The sequence below is a fragment of the Kocuria sp. CH-021 genome (genome assembly GCF_049716185.1).
Taxonomy (GTDB): Bacteria; Actinomycetota; Actinomycetes; order Actinomycetales; family Micrococcaceae; genus Kocuria; species Kocuria cellulosilytica.
Window position 1 is genome coordinate 59,630 of record NZ_JBNAFK010000013.1, and the last position, 17,237, is coordinate 76,866.

The following is a 17,237-nucleotide window of genomic DNA, read 5'->3' on the forward strand; positions in this document are numbered from 1 at the left end:
CATGACCGAGACCACCGCCTTCCCCGCCGAGCGCACCGCCGTGCTCACCGGCGCCGCCTCCGAGCGCGGCATCGGCCGCGCCACCGCGGACCTGCTCGCGAGCCAGGGCTGGAGCGTCGCCATCCTCGACATCGACGGCGACGCCGCCGCCGAGGCCGCGCGCGAGATCGCCGGCCGGCACGGGGTGCAGGCCCTCGGGCTGCGCACGGACGTCTCCGACGACGGCTCCGTGGACGAGTCCGTGGCCCGCGTCGAGGCCGAGCTCCCCCCGATCGTGGCCCTGGTGAACTGCGCCGGGATCAGCTCGCCCACCGACTTCATGGACGAGACCCGCGAGACCTGGGACCGGGTCTTCGCCATCAACATGACCGGCACGTTCATGGTCACCCAGCGGGTGCTGGCCGGGATGATCGAGCGGAGGCTGGGCCGCGTGGTCAGCATCTCCTCGATCTCCGCCCAGCGCGGCGGCGGCACCTACTCCAAGTCCGCCTACAGCGCCTCCAAGGCCGCGATCATCGGCTTCACCCGTGCGGTGGCGCGCGAGATGGGCGAGCACGGGATCACCGTGAACTGCATCGCCCCCGGCCCCGTGGACACCGACATCATGGGCGGCACGCTGAGCGACGAGCGCAAGGCGGACATGTCCAAGGACATCCTCGTCGGCCGGGTGGGCACCGTGCGGGACATGGCCGCGCTGCTGGCGTTCCTCGTCGGCGAGGACGCCGGCTTCATCACCGCCGCGACCTACGACATCAACGGCGGGCTGCAGATCTCCTGATCCGCGCCCCGGCAGCCGGGCGGGACCCCCGGGGGTCCCGCCCGGCCCCGTTCCCGCGCCCGCGGGGCGAGCACGGGCGCCCGGCTCAGGGCGCGCCGGTCCAGGTGCGGTCGCCCACGAACTCGTCCGGGTGGTGGTGCACGAAGGCCGCGCCGTCGAGGCCGAGGGACTCGGCGCTGCGCTGGAGCGAGGAGGCCCGGGCGAGGGAGCCCCAGTGCCCCGTCTCCAGGCGCTCGTCCATGGCCTCGACGGCGGCGACGTTCTCGGCGACGGTGAACGAGCAGTGCCCCTCCCGGTCCACGAACGCCTGCCGGAACAGGGACTGCTCGCCGGCCCGGCGGACCGTCTCGGCGTACTCCTCCTGGTACTCGACGGGGGCCAGGAGGTCGACCAGGGTGTGGGTGGCCAGCACGGGGACCTGCAGCTCGCCGGTGGGGGTGGAGGTCCGCAGCATCCACTCCAGGCCGTCCTCGTCCGGGGCGATGTCGGCGGTGCGGGTCAGCGTCCCGAGGTCCTCGGCCAGGTCGAGGCCGGCGAGCCGGTACAGGTGCCGGACCTGGTGGCGCTGGTCCGAGGACCGCAGCACCCGGGCGTAGTCGACCCCGGCGGTCCAGCCGCTGTCGCCGCCGGCGGCCTCGACGATGGTGTGCCGGCGTTCGATGACGGTCGGCAGGGTCTGCAGGACCAGATCGGCCTGCGCGGCCGCGAGGGCCTCCGGGTCCTCGGTGTCCACGCCGTCCAGCTCCGTGGGGGTGTGCAGCAGGGCCGCCACCAGGGCGATGCGGGCCCTGCCCTCCGCGGAGCCGCGGGCCTCCTCGAGGGCGGCGCGCAGCGCGGCGATGGTCGCGTCGGCCTGGCCCGGGGCGGTGAACCCGGTCAGTTGCACGTCCTGACCGGGCAGCAGCAGTTCGGTCGCGGCGTGGGCGGCGTCCAGCTGGTAGTTGTTCAGGGCCACGCCGCCGCCGACGAGCCCGCAGGTGCTCACCGCGCCGTCGATGCCGGCTCCCGGCACCTCCGCCATCAGGCTGGTGACGAGCCCGCCCATGGAGCGGCCCACGGCGATGACCCGGTCCGCCTCGCCGAAGCGCTGCTCGAAGGCGGCGAGGGTGTCCAGCTGGTCCTGGACGGCCGTCTCCAGCGCCCACCCGGTCCCGGCGTAGGACGACGACGCGACGGCGTAGCCCCGGCCGATCAGTTCCTGCGCCGTCGGTGCGAACCCGGCGTCCCAGGCGGGGTTCGCGGGACCGGGGCGGAAGCCGTGGGCGAAGAGGACGACCTTGCCGTTCCAGCCGGCCGGCACCTCCGCCTGCCAGGCGGCACCGTTGTCGAGCGTTCCGGTGGCCACGGTCGTCGGCGCCTGGGCCACCGCGGCCGGGGCGGCGGCCGCGCTCGACGCGGCCGCGCTCGACGCGGCCGCGCTCGGGGCGGCCACGGCGGGCAGGGCGCCGGCGGCGGTGGCGAGCGCCGTGGCCAGGGCGGCGGCCGGGACGAGGGCGGTGCGGTAGGACCGGGCGGAACGGGCCACGAGATGCCTCCAAAAGTGAACAGTTCAGTTAGTGAACTGATCCTGTGCCCGGTGGCGGGGTGTGTCAAGGGTCACAGGGCGCGGCGGGGTGCGTCCGGCCTGCGCCGTCAGAAGGCGAGCCGGCGCAGCAGGCGCGCCAGGTCCTCCCGGTCCTGCGGCGGGAGGGCGGCGAGCGACGTCTCGGCGGCGCGGTCGACGGCGGCCTTGGCGCGCGCGTAGAGCTCCCGCCCCGGGCCGGTGGGGACCACGGTCTTGGAGCGGCGATCCCGCGGATCGGTCCGGCGCTCCACCAGGCCGCGCCGCTCCAGCTCGTCGAGGATGGCCACGGTCTGGCTGGGTCTCATCCGCAGCAGGTCGCCGAGCTCGCGCTGCGTCGGCCCCGTGCCGCTGCAGGCCACCGCCAGGATGGAGTAGCTGCGGACCTTCAGCCCGAGCGGCGCGAGCCCCTGGTTGGCGGTCGAGGAGCCCAGCGCCGCCGCCCGGACCATCAGGAAGACGGGCTCCGCGGCCAGGTCGATCCCCGTCAGCCGCGCGAGACCGTCGGGTGCGGGCTCGGGGTGGTCCGCGGTGGGGCTGGAGGTCATCGGGGCAGCTCGCTTTCACGGGTGGATCCGGACCATCCTACGAGCTGGAGCCGCCCCGGACGGGCCCTCCCGGGACGGGGGTCACCAGCGGGGGTGGACGTCCTCCCGGAAGAAGGCGTCGTAGATCCTGCGGACCCCGGCGTCGATCTCGCGGCCCAGGTCCCCGGTGTCCGCCGCGGAGGCGTTGGCGCGGACCTGCTCCACGCTGCGCGCCCCGGGGATCACGGTGCTCACGCCGTCCTGGGCGATGATCCACGCGAGCGCGGCCTGGGCCGTGCTCACCCCGTCCGGGAGCAGCCCGGCGAACTCGCGGACGGCCTCGAGGCCGCGCTCGAAGTCCACCCCGGAGAAGGTCTCCCCGACGTCGAAGGCCTCACCGCCGCGGTTGTAGCTGCGGTGGTCGTCCGCGGCGAACCGGGTGTCCGGGGTGTACTTCCCGGACAGCAGCCCGGAGGCCAGCGGCACCCGGGCGATGATCCCCACCCCGGCCTCCTTCGCGGCCGGGAGCACGGCGTCCAGCGGCTTGAGCCGGAAGGCGTTGAGGATGATCTGGACGGTGGCGGTGCTGCCGCGGGCGATGGCCGCGAGCGCCTCGTCGGTGCGCTCCACGCTGACGCCGTAGTGGCGGACCGCGCCCTCCTCGACCAGGGTGTCCAGGGCGTCGTAGACCTCCTGGTCGCTGTAGACCGGCGTGGGCGGGCAGTGCAGCTGGACCAGGTCGAGGGTGTCGGTGCCCAGGTTCCGGCGCGAGCGGTCCACCCACTGCCGGAAGTTTGCGAGCGTGTAGTTCTCCGGGACCTGGTCCGCGCGGCGGCCCATCTTCGTGGCCACGGTGATGTCCAGGTCGGGCCGCTCGCGCAGGAACGCGCCGATGGTCTGCTCGCTGCGGCCGTCGCCGTAGACGTCGGCGGTGTCGAAGAACGTCACCCCCGACTCCACGGCGGCCTCCAGCACGGCGGTGGCCTCGGCGGGATCGACGTCCCCCCAGTCCGCGCCCAGCTGCCACGTGCCCAGGCCCACGGTGGAGACCTTCCGTCCGGTCCTGCCGAGTGTGCGTTGTTCCATGTGCTCCTCGTTCGTCTCGTGCTCGATGTAGCCCTCGGGCGCGCTGATGCCCTGGGCGTGCTGGTGTTCCGGTGCGCCGAGAACTCCCCCGGCGGTCTCCGACGGACGGCTAGCTGTTGTAGGGCATGAGGTTCTTGCCGCGGGTGTGCCGGTGAGATGAGGAACGGGCTCCTCGCCACAGGATGGAAGTTCCTACACCGTCCGTCCGCAGCAAGAGAGCCCGTTCATGCCCCACATTAATGCACCTCTGACCCCAACCGGCCGGCTGCGCATGGTCCGCTGTCACCTCGAGGACGGAATCCCGAAGGCCCATGTGGCCGCCGAGTTCCGGGTCAGCCGCCCGACGGTGGCGACCTGGGTGGCCCGCTATCTCGCCGCCGGTGAGGCGGGGCTGGCCGATCGCCCCTCGGTCCCAAGGTGCAACCCTCAGCGCACCCCGGCGGCCGTCGTGGAGCTCATCGAGTCCCTCCGGCGAGACCGGAAATGGTCGGCCAGGCGGATCCACCGCCACCTGCTGGATCTCGGGCACGAGCTGCACCTGCGCACGGTCGGTCGCTGGCTGGCCCGGCTGGGCATTTCCCGCCTGCGCGACCTCACTCCGGCCGGGGACGACCTGAGACGCCCGCCCCAGCGGATCCGTGCCGCCTGGCCCGGGCACATGGTGCACCTGGATGTGAAGAAGGTCGGGCGCATCCCCGACGGCGGCGGCTGGCGCGCCCATGGCCGCGGCAGTACGGCGGCGAAGGCGGCCAAGCGCGGGCCCGGGGCGAAGGTCGGCTACACCTACCTGCACTCGGCCGTGGACGGCTTCTCGAGGCTGGCCTACACCGAAGCCCTCGCCGACGAGAAGGCGGTGACGACGATCGGGTTCTTCTGCCGAGCCCGGGCGTTCTTCGCCGCCCACGGGATCGAGAGGATCCACCGAGTCGTCACGGACAACGGCGCCAACTACAAGGCCCGCGACTTCACCCGGTGCGTGGAGGCCCTCGCCGGCCGGCACCAGCGCATCAAGCCCTATACGCCCCGGCACAACGGCAAGGTCGAGCGGTACAACCGACTGCTGGCCGACGAGGTTCTCTACGCCCGCCCCTATTCCAGTGAGCAGGATCGCCGGGACGCGATCGGGGTCTGGGTGAACCACTTCAACTACCATCGGCCCCACACCGCCTGCGGCGATCAGCCCCCGGCCTCACGCACCCCGGCCCGTGCCAATAACGTCATGCCCTCTTACAGCTAGCGGCCGCCGGCCTTCTTCTCGCGCCGCTTCGCCATGATGCGGCCGAAGACCGCGCTGCCGACCATGAAGAGGATCTTGCGCATGTGGTGCTCCTTTTGTTGGGTGGACTGCCGGGCTGCGGGATGAGTCACCGCCCGGCTACTCCGTGGTGAGGACCGTCTTGAGCCAGCCCTCGTCGCGGCGGTCGAAGCTGAGGTAGGCGTCGACCACGTCGTCGATGGGTTCGTGCTGGGTGATGAAGGGCGCGGGATCGAACAGGCCGGCGGCCACGAGGTCCAGCAGCGGCGGGGTCACCGAGCGGTGGTCGCAGTTGCCGGCGCGGATGGTGAGGTTCTTGTTGGTGGCGGCCCCGATCGGGAAGGACGTCAGGTCCGGGGAGAACACGCCGATCATGCCGATCCGCCCGTACTTCGCCACGGACTCCACGGCCCACTGGGCCGACAGCGACGGGGCGTTCCCCGGCACCCAGTTCTCACCCTGCACGTTGGTCTCCGGGGCGGTCTGGGCCACCTCGGCGTGGAACTGCTCGGCCTGGGCGGCGTACTTATCGGCCGCGGGCCCGTCGGCCGGGCGCTGGGCGTCGACCCCGACGGCCTCGATCACGGCGTCCACGCCTACGCCCATGGTGGCGTCCATGATCGCCTCGACAGGGTCCTCGGCGTTGAAGTCGACGACCTCGGCGTTCTGCTCCAGGGCCTTGACCAGGCGCGTCTGCACACCGTCGACCGCCCAGACCCGGCCCGCGCCCTGGCGGTAGGCGGAGGCGATCGCGAGCTGTCCCACGATCCCGGCGCCGTAGACGGCCACCGTGTCCCCGCGGCGGATCCCGGCCAGCTGGGCGCCGAACCAGGCGGTGGGGAAGATGTCGGAGAGCAGGATCGCGTCGTCGTCGGAGACGTTGCCCGGGATCGGGATCAGGGTGTTCGAGGCCCACGGGACGCGGGCGTACTCGGCCTGCAGCCCGTCCACGGGTCCGGTGGGTGCCGGGCCGCCGAAGAAGCAGGTGCCGGCCGCCGGGCCGTTGGGGTTCGCCACGTCGCACTGGGCGGTCTGGCCCATCCGGCAGTAGCGGCAGACACCGCAGGACATCGTGGAGCACACGATCACCCGGTCGCCCGGGGACAGACCCCGCACCGCGGCGCCCACGTCCTCGACCACCCCGACGGCCTCATGACCCAGGATCGTGCCCTCGTGCATGCCGGCCATGGTGCCGCGGATGAAGTGCAGGTCCGTACCGCAGATGGCGCTGCGCGTGATGCGCACGATCGCGTCGTTCGGGTCCCGGATCGAGGGATCGGCCACGGTGTCGAGGCGGATGTCGCCCTCGCCGTGCCACACCAGAGCCTTCATGGGTCGCGCTCCTCATCGGTCGGGGATGACGTGCCCGTCCCACGCTACGGGGTGCCGCGGCGAAAGGTAAGTGAGCTGAAGGAATTGACCGCGCTCCCTCGCGGTGGGCACCGCAGCGGTCCGCCGGTGCCCGGACGGCAGTACTCCCGGGGATGGAGGCCGGAAGTACATCCGGGGGTGGATTCGCAGCGCGGGACGGTCTGCCACGCTGTGGGCATGCCGAGAGCTCGACGGGGCGGTCGGACCGCCCCGGGTCGAACCGGCAGAGGCCACATCCTCTGGAGGAGGGAACTGTCATGTCCCACAGCGCGATGCGATGGCGAAATGCCCGATCCGCCGCCGCCGTCTCCCTGATCGCCACGATCCTGGCCGCCCTGGCCATCGTCTTCGTCGGCACCACGGTGACCGCGGCACCGGCTCAGGCCCTGTGCGTCGGCCCCGACACCATCTCGGGCACCTGGCGCAACACCGATCCGAACACTCGGTCCGTCACCCGGGTGAACGTGAACTGGGGGTGCGCGGACCAGGTGCTGTGTCCGGTCGGCGGCAGCTGCGTCACCCCCGGGGGCTCCGTCCGGGTGTACGGCAAGTGCCACCCGACCGACTGCGACTGGGGAACGCGGACGATCTACGTGCAGAAGGACGGCTGGCGCAAGGCCACCTACCACCACAGCTGGGCGACCAAGCACGTGTGGCTCAAGCCCTACACGTTCTCCGGGCGCGAGTACCTGAGGGTGTGGGTGCACACCGACTTCACCCCGGCCGACGGGCGGCAGGACTACACGTCCGACCAGTGGATGCGGAAGTAGGTCCTCCGCGCGGTGATCGGGAGGCGCGACCGCGCCTCCCGATCACCGTGCCGGGGCCGCGGTCACGGCCGTGCCGCCCGCAGGTGCGCCAGGACCGCCGCGCCGACCTCCTCCGGCCGCTCCTCGGCGAGGAAGTGGCCCGCGTCCACGGCCTGGCCCTCGGCCCGCGGGAAGTGCCGCCGCCACAGCGCGAGCGGGTCCTCCCGGGCGCCGACCCGGCCCCGGGCGCCCCACAGGACGAGGGCGGGGAGGTCCCGCTGCTCGTGCTCGTCCGACTCGTCGATCGCCACGTCGGGGCCGGCGGCCGCGCGGTAGTCACGGCACCAGGCGTCGACGACGGCGGGATCCCGGGCCGCCTCCTCGTAGGCGGCGACCGCGGCCGCGTCGAAGGGCACCGAGGTGCCGCTGAGCCCCTGGAGCGTCCGGCGCACGAAGTACGCGGGGTCGTGGCCGATCAGGGTCTGCGGCAGCCCCTCGCCCTGGGCGAGGAAGGACCAGTGGTAGTACTGCCGGGCCAGCCACGCGTCCATCGACCGCCACACCTCCAGGGTGGGCAGGATGTCGAGCAGCGCCACGGAGGCCACCGCACCTGGGGCGTCGAACGCCATCCGGTGGGCGGTCCGGGCGCCGCGGTCGTGCCCGACGACGGCGAACCGGTCGTGGCCCAGCGCCCGCATGAGCTGCACCTGGTCGGCGGCCATCGCCCGGAAGGTGTAGTCCTCGCTGCTCGTGCGGGAGCGGCCGTAGCCGCGCAGGTCGGCCGCGACCACCGTGAACTCCTCCGCCAGCACGGGGGCGAGGAGGTGCCACATGGCGTGGGTCTGCGGGAAGCCGTGCAGCAGCAGCACGGGCGGGCCGTCGCCGCCCGTGCGGGCATGGACAGTGCCGTCGGCCACGGGGACGTCATGGGTGGTGAAGCCGGGGAACACGGTTCCTCCTGGGGTTCGGGGTCGGGATCATGCTCGGGCTCGGGCTCGGGCCGGTGCAGGGGGCGGGAACGGGACGGGCCGCGCGGGGCCGGGACTGGAATGCGGGCCCCGCGGTGTTGTACGTGATGTGGTGGGACGCACACGTCCCAGACAACACCAGCGAGGAACCGGGAGAAACCCCATGAACCACGCCCCGACACAGTTCGCCGGCCCCGCGGCCGCAGCCGGCCACGACGTGAGCTCGCGGGAGCTGGTGGAGACCACCGAGCGGTACACCGCGCGCACCTACTCCCCGCTGGACGTGGTGGTGGCCCGCGCCCAGGGCACCACCGTGACGGACGTGGAGGGACGGGAGTACCTCGACTTCCTCGCCGGCTACTCGGCGCTGAACTTCGGCCACGGCCACCCGGCGGTCCTCGAGGCGGCCCGGACCCAGCTGGAGCGCGTGACGCTGACCAGCCGAGCGGTCCACAACGACCAGCTCGGCCCCTTCGCCCGGGAGCTGTGCGAGCTGCTCGGCCAGGACATGATGCTGCCGATGAACACCGGCGCCGAGGCCGTGGAGTCGGCGATCAAGGTGGCCCGGAAGTGGGGCTACGAGCGCAAGGGTGTGGCCCCGGACCGGGCGCAGATCGTCGTGGCGGCGGGGAACTTCCACGGCCGCACCACCACGGTCATCAGCTTCTCCGACGACGACGACGCGCACCGCAACTACGGCCCCTACACGCCGGGCTTCGTGACCGTCCCGTTCGGGGACCTCGCCGCCCTCGAGGCGGCCGTCACCGAGGACACGGTGGCGGTGCTGCTGGAGCCCATCCAGGGCGAGGCCGGCGTGATCGTGCCGCCTCCGGGGTACCTCCAGGGCGTGCGGCGGTGCACGGCCGAGCGCGGCGTCCTGCTCGTCGCGGACGAGATCCAGTCCGGCCTGGGCCGCACCGGCCGGACGCTGGCGTGCGAGCACGAGGACGTCGAGGCGGACCTCTACCTGCTGGGCAAGGCCCTGGGCGGAGGCGTCCTGCCGGTGTCCGCGGTGGTGGGTCGCGCGGACGTCCTCTCGGTGCTGCGGCCCGGCCAGCACGGCAGCACCTTCGGCGGGAACCCGCTGGCCGGCGCCGTCGGCCGCGCCGTCGTCGCCCTCCTCGCCACCGGGGAGCCCCAGGAGCGGGCCCGGGCCATGGGGGAGAAGCTGCACGCCGGCCTGGCGGAACTGACGCCGCTGGGCCTGTCCGAGGTGCGCGGACGCGGGCTGTGGGCCGGGATCGACATCGATCCGCGGCTCGGCACCGGCCGGGAGTGCTGCGAGCGGCTGGCGGCCCACGGGGTCCTCGCCAAGGACACCCACGGGTCCACCATCCGGCTGAGCCCGCCGCTGGTGATCACCGACCGGGAGCTGGAGCGCGGACTGTCCGCCCTCGCGGACGTGCTGCGGGAGATGGCGCGCGGCTGAGCCGTCCCCGGCACGCCCCCGGCCCGGCTCAGCTCGCCCCGGCGGGCGCTTCCCCGTGGGCCAGCGCGGACTCGATGCTGCCGGCGAGCTGCGCCGGGGCGGTCTTCGGGGCGAAGCGGCGGATCACCCGCCCGTCCCGGCCCACGAGGAACTTGGTGAAGTTCCACTTGACGGCGTCGCCCATGATCCCGCCCTTCTCCTCGCGCAGCCACGACCAGAGCGGGTGGGCGCCGGGGCCGTTGACGTCGACCTTCTCGAACATCGGGAACGTGACCCCGTAGTTGCGGCTGCAGAACTCGGCGATCTCCTCCTCCGTGCCCGGCTCCTGGCCCCCGAACTGGTCGCAGGGGAAGCCCAGGACCACGAGACCGTCCTGCCGGAAGTCCCGCCACAGCTGCTCGAGCCCCTCGTACTGCGGCGTGAACCCGCACTCGCTCGCGGTGTTGACCACGAGCACCACCTTCCCGGCGTACTCGGACAGCGGCTGCTCGCGCCCGTCGAGGGTCCTGGCGGTGAAGTCGTGCAGCGTGGTCATCGGGGGCCTCCGGTTCGGTCGAGGAAAGGTGGTCTGCCCCCATTCTGCCGCCCGGCCCCCCGGCCCGGACCCCCCGCCCAGGACGCCGAGATTGCGGCTGACGGCTACGCAGCCGCGCGCGGTGGCCGACGGCCGCAACCTCGCGGACCAGGGCTGGGGGCCCGCGGGTCAGGGCTGGGCCCGCGGGTCAGGGCTGCGGGCCCTTCATGCGGGCCAGGAAGCGGAACCGGTCCCCGCGGAACACCGACCGGGTCCACTCCACGGGCGAGTCGTCCGACGTGAACCCGAGCCGGTGGATCAGCAGCAGGGGCGCCCCCATCTCGATGCCCAGGAGCCGGACGTCCTCCGGGCCGGCGAGCCGGGTCTCCACGGTGTCCTCCGCCGCGACGATGTCGATGCCGTAGTCCTCCCGCAGCGCTGTGTACAGGGACCCGGTCCGGTCCAGGTGCTCCGCGAGGTCGGGCAGCGGTCCGGCGAGCAGGGCGACCTCGTGGGCCAGCGGCTCGCCGTTGATGAGCCGGATCCGCTCCACCCGCGCGAGCTCGGCCCCGGCGGGCACGCGCAGCCGGGCCGCGGTGTCGTCGTCGGCGGCCGTGCGGCTCACGTCGAGGACGGTGGAGGAGCTCGTGAGGCCCTGGGCGGCGGCGTCGTCGCTGAACGAGGTGAGCTGGCGGACGTAGGTGAACCGCGGCGGGGCCACGAAGGTGCCCCGGCCCTGGGCGCGTCCGAGCACCCCTTCGGCCACGAGCTCGCCGATGGCCTGGCGGACCGTGGTGCGGGAGGTGGAGTACTGCTCGGCGAGCGCGCGCTCCGTGGGGATGAGCGTGCCGGGGGCGGCGTCCCGCACGAGCGCCCGGAGCTGTTCCTTGAGCAGGTAGTACTTCGGGACGTTCCGCGGCTCCGCGCTCATCCGTCCAGCATATCGGCCGCCCCGTCCGGGCCGCCGGGGCCCGTCCGTCCGACTGTGACCATTGACACACAAATTGGTCTAGTCCAAGCTGGGGGAACGAAAGCTGTGACGATCGCGAACACTGCGGCGGAGAGAAGGGGAACTGCTCATGAGTGCACGAACGAGGCGCCGGTCCCGGGCCGTGGTGCTGGGGACCGGCCTGTCGGCGGCCGTGCTGCTGTCCGCCTGCGGTGGCGGGGAGAGCGCGAGCGCGGAGGGCGACGGCGTCGTGGAGGTCTGGGCGCACAGCGGCCAGGCGGCCGAGGCCGAGGCGCTGGAGGCCCTCGTCGCCGAGTACAACGACTCGCAGGAGGACGTCAGCGTCGAGCTGACCCTCATCCCGGAGGCCGACTACACCAGCACCGTCCAGGCGACCGCCGCGGAGGACCTGCCCGACGTGATGGAGATGGACGCCCCGACGATGGCGTCCTTCGTCTACGACCGCAAGCTCGTGCCCCTCGACGACGTGGTGTCGCAGGAGACCCTCGACAATCGGATCGAGGGCGTGCGGGAGAGCGGCACGTACCGGGACCAGACCTACGCCGTCGGCATGTTCGACGTCGGCCTCGGCCTGTGGGGCAACCAGCAGCTCCTCGACGCCGCCGGGGTGGAGGCCCCGGCCACCGCCGAGGAGGCGTGGACGGCGGATGAGTTCGAGCAGAACCTGCAGAAGCTGGCGGAGGTCAGCCCGTCGGGCAACGCGATCGACCTGGGAGAGGCCAACGGCTTCGCCGCCGAGTGGGGCACCTTCACCACCACCCCGGTCCTGTGGTCCAACGGCGGCACGCTCCTCCGGGACGGCTCGGCGGAGGGGGTGCTCAACAGCGCCGAGAACGTCGAGGCGCTCGAGGAGTGGGCCTCGTGGAAGGAGCACACGGACCCGAACACCAGCGGCACCGCCTTTCCCGACGGGGACATCGCCCTGACCTGGACCGGCAACTGGATGTACCCCACGTTCAGCGAGGCCCTCGGCGAGGACCTGGTGCTCATGCCCCTGCCCGATCTCGGCAACGGCACCAAGGCGGGGCACGGCTCCTGGCAGTGGGGCGTGACGCCGGCGGCCGGAGGGGACGAGGCCGCGGCCGGCGCCTTCCTCGACTTCCTGCACTCCGACGAGAGCATCGCCCGGATGGTCGAGGCCAACGCGGCGGTGCCCGGCACCACGAGCGCGCTCGAGGGCAGTGAGCTCTACGGCGAGGGAGGCCCGCTGGAGCTGTTCGCGACCAACCTGGCCTCCGCCTGCGGCTCGGAGGACGTCACGCAGGAGTGCATCGCGGTGGCACGGCCCATCACCCCGGGCTACCCCACGGTCACGAGCTCCTACGGCAGCGCCCTCGCGGCGATCTGGGGCGGGGCGGACCCGCAGGCCGAGCTCGACACCGCGGCGCGGGCCATCGACGCCGACTTCGAGGACAACAACGGCTACCAGGACGAGTGACGGGCGCGGCGGGACCGCCCAGCGGTCCCGCCGCGCACCGGCGAGGAGTGCACCATGACCACCACCCCGGGCCTCGCGGCCCCCGCGTCCGCCCCGGAGGACGTGCCCGAGGCGCCGCCCCGGAGAGGGCTCCGGCGGGACAGCCTCGCCGGGCCCCTCATGGCGGCCCCCGCCGTGCTGCTGCTCGTGCTGTTCGTCGCGGTCCCGTTCTTCGCGGCCGTCGGCTTCTCCTTCTACAACGTCCGGCTCGGCGACCCGCGCGACCCCACCTTCATGGGGATCACCCAGTACGCCCGGATCTTCACCGACCCGGACGTGTCGAGCCGCTTCCTCAGCGCGCTGCTCCACAACCTGGTCTTCGCGGCCGTGGTGGTCCCGGTGCAGACCGCCCTCGCGCTCGCGCTGGCCATGCTGGTGCAGAAGAGCATCCCGGGGATCGGGATCTTCCGGTCCGTCTACTTCCTCCCCGTCGTCTTCCCCATCGCCCTGGTGGCCCTCATCTGGCGGCTGATCCTCGCCCGCGGGGACGACGGACTGCTCAACTCCCTGCTCGGCTTCTTCTCGGGCGGGAGCTTCGGGGCCCAGGACTGGCTGGGCTCCGAGCTCACGGCGCTGGCCTCGGTCATCGTCCTGTCGATCTGGCAGGGCGTCGGCTTCCAGATGGTCATCCTGCTGGCGGCCCTGCAGCAGGTGCCCGGCGACCTCTACGAGGCGGCCCGCCTGGACCGGGCCAACGCGTGGCAGCGCTTCGTGCACGTCACCCTGCCGGGGATCAACACCACCCTCGTCTTCGTGGCCCTGTACACGATGATCCTGTCGCTGCGCGTGTTCGACCAGATCTACGTCCTGGCGCGCTCCGGCGGAGGGCTCAACGAGGACGCCACCCGCACCGTGATGTTCGAGGCCGTGACGTCCGCCTTCGACGAGAACAACATCGGGCGCGCGAGCGCCATCTCCGTGGTGTTCTTCGTGATCGTGGTGGTCCTGTCCCTCATCCAGCGCCGCGCCACCCGCGAACGGGAGGACTGACATGACGCAGAACGGTTCCGCCGCCCCCACCGACCGCCGCCGGCGCAGGACGGACGCGCCCCGCTACGCGGTGCTCGTCGTCACGAGCATCCTGTTCTTCGCCCCGGTCGCCTACATGGCGGCCGCCTCCCTGGCCCCCGCCTCCCGCACGCTCGCCGGCTTCGAGGTCTTCGATCCGCGCGGGTGGGGCCTGCACAACTACACCGGGGTGGCCTCGAGCCTGTCCTCGGACAGCACCGGCCACCTGTGGCGGTTCTTCTTCGTGTCCGTCACCGTCACCGTCTCCGTGGTGGGGCTGGGGCTGATCGTGAACTCGATGGCGGCCTTCGCCCTGTCCCGGCTGCGCTGGCGCGGCAAGGAGCTGGTGCTCCTGGGGATCCTGCTGCTGCTCATCGTCCCGTTCGAGGCTGTGGCCGTACCCATGTTCTACCTCTACAACGACGCCCGGAACACGCTGTGGATCCAAATCGCGCCCTTCATCGGCAACGCCCTGTCGATCTTCCTCTTCTACTCGTTCTTCTCCGGCATCCCCCGCAGCATCGACGAGGCCGCCCGGATGGACGGCGCCGGACCGCTGCGGGTGTTCTGGCAGATCATCGCGCCCATGAGCAAACCCGTCTACGCGTCGGTGGCGGTGCTGACCTTCCTGACGCAGTGGGGCGCGTTCCTGTGGCCGGTCCTGATGATCTCCGAGCCGAACCTGCGCCCCCTGCCCCTCCAGATCAGCGTCTTCGCGGGCCAGCTCCCCCCGGCGTGGGGAGAGGTCATGGCCTTCGGGGTGCTGCTGGTCGTGCCCGTGGTCGTCGTGTTCCTCGTCTTCCAGCGCTGGTTCATCGAGGGCGTGGCGAGCTCGGCCGTCAAGGGCTGACCCCGCCCGCCCGGCGCTGTCCCGTTCCACCGACCGTCCGGAAGGACCCCATGGAAGTGCTCGTCCTGCCCACGGCCGACGACGTCGCCGCGCGCGCGGCCGACGTCGTCGGCGACCAGGTCTCGCGCCGGCAGGACACCGTGCTGGGCGTGGCCACGGGCTCCTCGCCCCTGGGCACGTACCGGGAGCTCGCCCGCCGGCAGGCCCACGGCCTGCTGGACCTCACGCGGCTCAGCTGCTTCGCCCTCGACGAGTACGTCGGGCTGCCCGCCGGCCACCCGGCCGGCTACGCCGCCGTCCTGGAGCGCGAGCTGGCCCGGCCCCTCGGCCTGCCGCCCTCGCGGGTGCGCGTGCCGGACGGCTCCCGGGAGGATCTCGAGGCGGCCTGCCACGACTACGAGGAGGACGTCGCCGGAGCCGGCGGCATCGACCTCCAGATCCTCGGGATCGGTGCCAACGGCCACATCGGCTTCAACGAGCCCGGGTCCTCGCTGTCCTCCCGCACGCGGGTCAAGGCGCTGGCCGCGAGGACGCGCGCCGACAACGCGCGGTTCTTCGAGACGCCCGACGACGTCCCCACCCACTGCGTCACCCAGGGACTGGGCACGATCCTCGACGCCCGCCGCGTGCTCCTGGTCGCCCAGGGCGAGCGCAAGGCCACCGCCGTCGCGGCCGCCGTGGAGGGGCCCGTCTCCGCGATGTGCCCGGGATCCGTCCTGCAGTTCCACCGGTCGGTCACCGTCGTGGTGGACGAGGCGGCGGCGGGGCGGCTCGCCCTGACCGACTACTACCGGTTCGTGGCCGAGGCCGGGCACCGGCCGCCCCGGGAGCAGCGATGACGTTCCGCCTCGCGGACTCCTGGGTCTGGGACAGCTGGCTGGCCGACGACGGACAGGACTACCACCTGTTCTTCCTGCGGGCCAGCCGCGCCCTGCGGGACCCCGACAAGCGCCACCGCCGGGCCTCGATCGGGCACGCCGTCTCGTCCGACCTGGAGACCTGGACCCTGCTGCCGGACGCCCTCGTGGCCGGCGACGAACCGTCCTGGGACGACATGGCGACCTGGACGGGCAGCACCGTGCAGGGCCACGACGGCCGGTGGCACCTCTTCTACACCGGCATCAGCCGCGCCGAGGACGGTCTGCGGCAGCGCATCGGCTCGGCCGTCTCGGACGACCTGATCAGCTGGGAGCGCACGGGCGCGGGCCCGCTCGAGGCCGATCCCCGCTGGTACGAGAAGCTGGGGGAGGGCACCTGGGCCGACGAGGCGTGGCGGGACCCCTTCGTCTTCTACGACGACGACTCCCGGCAGTGGCAGATGCTCGTCACCGCGCGCGCCGCCGCCGGGGATCCGGCCGCCCGCGGCGTGGTCGGCCACGCCGTGAGCGACGACCTGGAGCACTGGACCGTCCGGCCCCCGCTGACCGCGCCGGCCGGCTTCGGGGAGATGGAGGTCGTCCAGGCGCAGGTCGTGGACGGCGCCGGGGTGCTGATCTTCTCCTGCCTCCCGCGGCTGGCCCCCGGCATCCCGTTCTCGGCGGCGAGCACCGGCACCTGGATCGCCCCCGGGGCCGGCCGGCTCGGCCCGTGGGAGCTCGAGCGGAGCGCCAGCTTCTTCGTGCCCGGCGTCTACGCCGCCCAGCTGTTCCGCAGGCGCGACGGCCAGTGGGTCGTGTTCGGCTTCCAGAACAGCGTGGACGGCCGCTTCATCGGTGAGATCGCGAGCCCCGTGCCGCTGACGGACCTGCTGACGGACGGCCGGCTCTTCCCCGTCCACGACCTACCACCCATCCCCACCCCCAGGAGCACCTCGTGAAAAAGACCCTGATGGTCGCCGCCTCCGCGGCCGCCCTGCTCGTGACCACCGGCGTGCTCGCCGCGGCCCCCGCCGCGGCCGCCCCGGAGCGCACCACCGACCTCCGCGTCATGTCCTTCAACATCCACCACGGCGCGGACGGGAACGACGTGCTGGACCTCGAGCGCACCGCCGCGGTGATCGAGGCGTCGGGGGCGGAGGTGATCGGCCTGCAGGAGGTCGACGACGCCTGGTCCTCGCGCAGCGACTTCGAGGACCAGGCCGCCCGTCTCGCCGGGCTCCTGGGGATGCACTACGTGTACGGCGCGAACCTGGACGTGGCGCCCGCCGAGGGCCCGACGGAGAACAGCCGGTACGGCAACGCGATCCTCAGCGAACACCCGATCATCGACTCCGAGAACCACCTGCTGACCAGCATCGAGTACCCGGAGCGGCCCACCGAGCAGCGCGGCCTGCTGGAGGCGGTGATCAACGTGAAGGGTCACCACGTGGGGTTCTACAGCACCCACCTCGACCACCAGCGCGCCGAGCAGCGCGAGCTGCAGGCCCGGGAGATCGTGGAGATCACCGGTGAGAGCCGGCGCCCGGCAGTGGTCGTCGGGGACCTCAACGCCGAACCCGGCGCTCCGGAGCTGCAGGGTCTCCTCTCGGTGTTCACGGACACCTTCGCGGCCCTGGGCCAGGACGACGCCCACACCTTCGCCCCGGACGGCGCCCCGGTCCTGGACGCGAGCCTGCGCATCGACTACGTGCTGGTGTCCGAGGGCGTGCGGCCGCAGGAGGCGCACGTGGTGCGCACGTCGGCGTCGGACCACCTGCCGATCGTCGCCGACCTCGAGATCCCGCGGTCCCCGAACGGGCTGGTCCGGTAGTCCCGG

General features: G+C 72.8%; 18 protein-coding genes. 10 read left to right on the forward strand and 8 right to left on the reverse strand.

Annotated elements, in window-relative coordinates; all coding sequences use genetic code 11:
• Position 1 precedes the first annotated feature (1 nt).
• On the forward strand, positions 2 to 778 hold the full coding sequence (locus ACPYN7_RS11630) for an SDR family NAD(P)-dependent oxidoreductase (RefSeq protein WP_424347762.1): 777 nt from the start codon (positions 2 to 4) through the stop codon (positions 776 to 778).
• 85 nt (positions 779 to 863) lie between these two features.
• Here the strand turns inward: ACPYN7_RS11630 and ACPYN7_RS11635 are convergent, their stop codons facing one another.
• The 3 genes from ACPYN7_RS11635 to ACPYN7_RS11645 all read right to left on the reverse strand — a co-directional run bounded on the left by ACPYN7_RS11635 (position 864) and on the right by ACPYN7_RS11645 (position 3,952).
• The gene (locus ACPYN7_RS11635) at positions 864 to 2,303 is read right to left on the reverse strand and encodes an alpha/beta hydrolase family protein (protein WP_424347763.1); all 1,440 of its coding nucleotides are present in this window, start codon (positions 2,301 to 2,303) and stop codon (positions 864 to 866) included.
• Between the two features lie 107 nt (positions 2,304 to 2,410).
• Positions 2,411 to 2,887, reverse strand: a complete 477-nt coding sequence (locus tag ACPYN7_RS11640) for a MarR family winged helix-turn-helix transcriptional regulator (RefSeq protein ID WP_424347764.1) — start codon at positions 2,885 to 2,887, stop codon at positions 2,411 to 2,413.
• 81 nt (positions 2,888 to 2,968) lie between these two features.
• Positions 2,969 to 3,952, reverse strand: a complete 984-nt coding sequence (locus ACPYN7_RS11645) for an aldo/keto reductase (protein ID WP_424347765.1) — start codon at positions 3,950 to 3,952, stop codon at positions 2,969 to 2,971.
• Between the two features lie 226 nt (positions 3,953 to 4,178).
• Between ACPYN7_RS11645 and ACPYN7_RS11650 the strand changes: the two genes are divergently transcribed.
• The gene (locus ACPYN7_RS11650) at positions 4,179 to 5,189 is read left to right on the forward strand and encodes an IS481 family transposase (protein ID WP_424347766.1); all 1,011 of its coding nucleotides are present in this window, start codon (positions 4,179 to 4,181) and stop codon (positions 5,187 to 5,189) included.
• Here the strand turns inward: ACPYN7_RS11650 and ACPYN7_RS11655 are convergent.
• Together ACPYN7_RS11655 and ACPYN7_RS11660 are read right to left on the reverse strand one after the other, a co-directional pair.
• Complete coding sequence (locus ACPYN7_RS11655; RefSeq protein WP_269433305.1) at positions 5,186 to 5,320, reverse strand: hypothetical protein; 135 nt, start codon at positions 5,318 to 5,320, stop codon at positions 5,186 to 5,188. The genes ACPYN7_RS11650 and ACPYN7_RS11655 overlap by 4 nt on opposite strands.
• A 7-nt stretch (positions 5,321 to 5,327) precedes the next feature.
• Positions 5,328 to 6,539, reverse strand: coding sequence for an alcohol dehydrogenase catalytic domain-containing protein (locus tag ACPYN7_RS11660; protein ID WP_424347767.1), 1,212 nt, complete (start codon positions 6,537 to 6,539; stop codon positions 5,328 to 5,330).
• 296 nt (positions 6,540 to 6,835) lie between these two features.
• On the opposite strand from ACPYN7_RS11660, the gene ACPYN7_RS11665 reads away from it, so the two are divergent.
• Positions 6,836 to 7,348 (forward strand): hypothetical protein, encoded by a 513-nt coding sequence (locus tag ACPYN7_RS11665; protein ID WP_058872974.1) that lies wholly within the window; start codon positions 6,836 to 6,838, stop codon positions 7,346 to 7,348.
• Between the two features lie 62 nt (positions 7,349 to 7,410).
• Here the strand turns inward: ACPYN7_RS11665 and ACPYN7_RS11670 are convergent, their stop codons facing one another.
• Entirely contained in the window at positions 7,411 to 8,277 is an 867-nt protein-coding gene (locus ACPYN7_RS11670) for an alpha/beta fold hydrolase (RefSeq protein WP_424347768.1), read from the reverse strand.
• 181 nt (positions 8,278 to 8,458) lie between these two features.
• Between ACPYN7_RS11670 and rocD the strand changes: the two genes are divergently transcribed.
• On the forward strand, positions 8,459 to 9,724 hold the full coding sequence (gene rocD / locus ACPYN7_RS11675) for an ornithine--oxo-acid transaminase (protein ID WP_424347769.1): 1,266 nt from the start codon (positions 8,459 to 8,461) through the stop codon (positions 9,722 to 9,724).
• 28 nt (positions 9,725 to 9,752) lie between these two features.
• Here rocD and ACPYN7_RS11680 read toward each other — a convergent pair whose 3' ends face one another.
• Positions 9,753 to 10,259: a glutathione peroxidase gene (locus tag ACPYN7_RS11680; RefSeq protein WP_058872976.1), complete on the reverse strand. Its 507-nt coding sequence runs from the start codon at positions 10,257 to 10,259 to the stop codon at positions 9,753 to 9,755.
• Between the two features lie 187 nt (positions 10,260 to 10,446).
• Positions 10,447 to 11,169, reverse strand: coding sequence for a GntR family transcriptional regulator (locus tag ACPYN7_RS11685; protein ID WP_424347770.1), 723 nt, complete (start codon positions 11,167 to 11,169; stop codon positions 10,447 to 10,449).
• Positions 11,170 to 11,317: 148 nt separating this feature from the next.
• On the opposite strand from ACPYN7_RS11685, the gene ACPYN7_RS11690 reads away from it, so the two are divergent.
• The 6 genes from ACPYN7_RS11690 to ACPYN7_RS11715 are packed head-to-tail and all read left to right on the forward strand — an operon-like array spanning position 11,318 to position 17,231.
• Positions 11,318 to 12,646 (forward strand): ABC transporter substrate-binding protein, encoded by a 1,329-nt coding sequence (locus ACPYN7_RS11690; RefSeq protein WP_424347771.1) that lies wholly within the window; start codon positions 11,318 to 11,320, stop codon positions 12,644 to 12,646.
• Between the two features lie 54 nt (positions 12,647 to 12,700).
• Positions 12,701 to 13,675, forward strand: coding sequence for a carbohydrate ABC transporter permease (locus tag ACPYN7_RS11695; protein ID WP_058872979.1), 975 nt, complete (start codon positions 12,701 to 12,703; stop codon positions 13,673 to 13,675).
• Position 13,676: 1 nt separating this feature from the next.
• Positions 13,677 to 14,543: a carbohydrate ABC transporter permease gene (locus ACPYN7_RS11700; protein WP_058872980.1), complete on the forward strand. Its 867-nt coding sequence runs from the start codon at positions 13,677 to 13,679 to the stop codon at positions 14,541 to 14,543.
• Positions 14,544 to 14,593: 50 nt separating this feature from the next.
• Positions 14,594 to 15,382 carry a glucosamine-6-phosphate deaminase gene (nagB, locus tag ACPYN7_RS11705; RefSeq protein WP_058872981.1) on the forward strand — a complete coding sequence of 263 codons (789 nt, stop codon included), beginning with the start codon at positions 14,594 to 14,596 and terminating at the stop codon, positions 15,380 to 15,382.
• Entirely contained in the window at positions 15,379 to 16,359 is a 981-nt protein-coding gene (locus ACPYN7_RS11710) for a family 43 glycosylhydrolase (RefSeq protein ID WP_058872982.1), read from the forward strand. The genes nagB and ACPYN7_RS11710 overlap by 4 nt, the downstream gene beginning before the upstream one ends.
• Positions 16,356 to 17,231: an endonuclease/exonuclease/phosphatase family protein gene (locus ACPYN7_RS11715; RefSeq protein WP_424347772.1), complete on the forward strand. Its 876-nt coding sequence runs from the start codon at positions 16,356 to 16,358 to the stop codon at positions 17,229 to 17,231. Before ACPYN7_RS11710 ends, ACPYN7_RS11715 begins: the two co-directional genes overlap by 4 nt.
• The last annotated feature ends 6 nt before the right edge of the window (positions 17,232 to 17,237 follow it).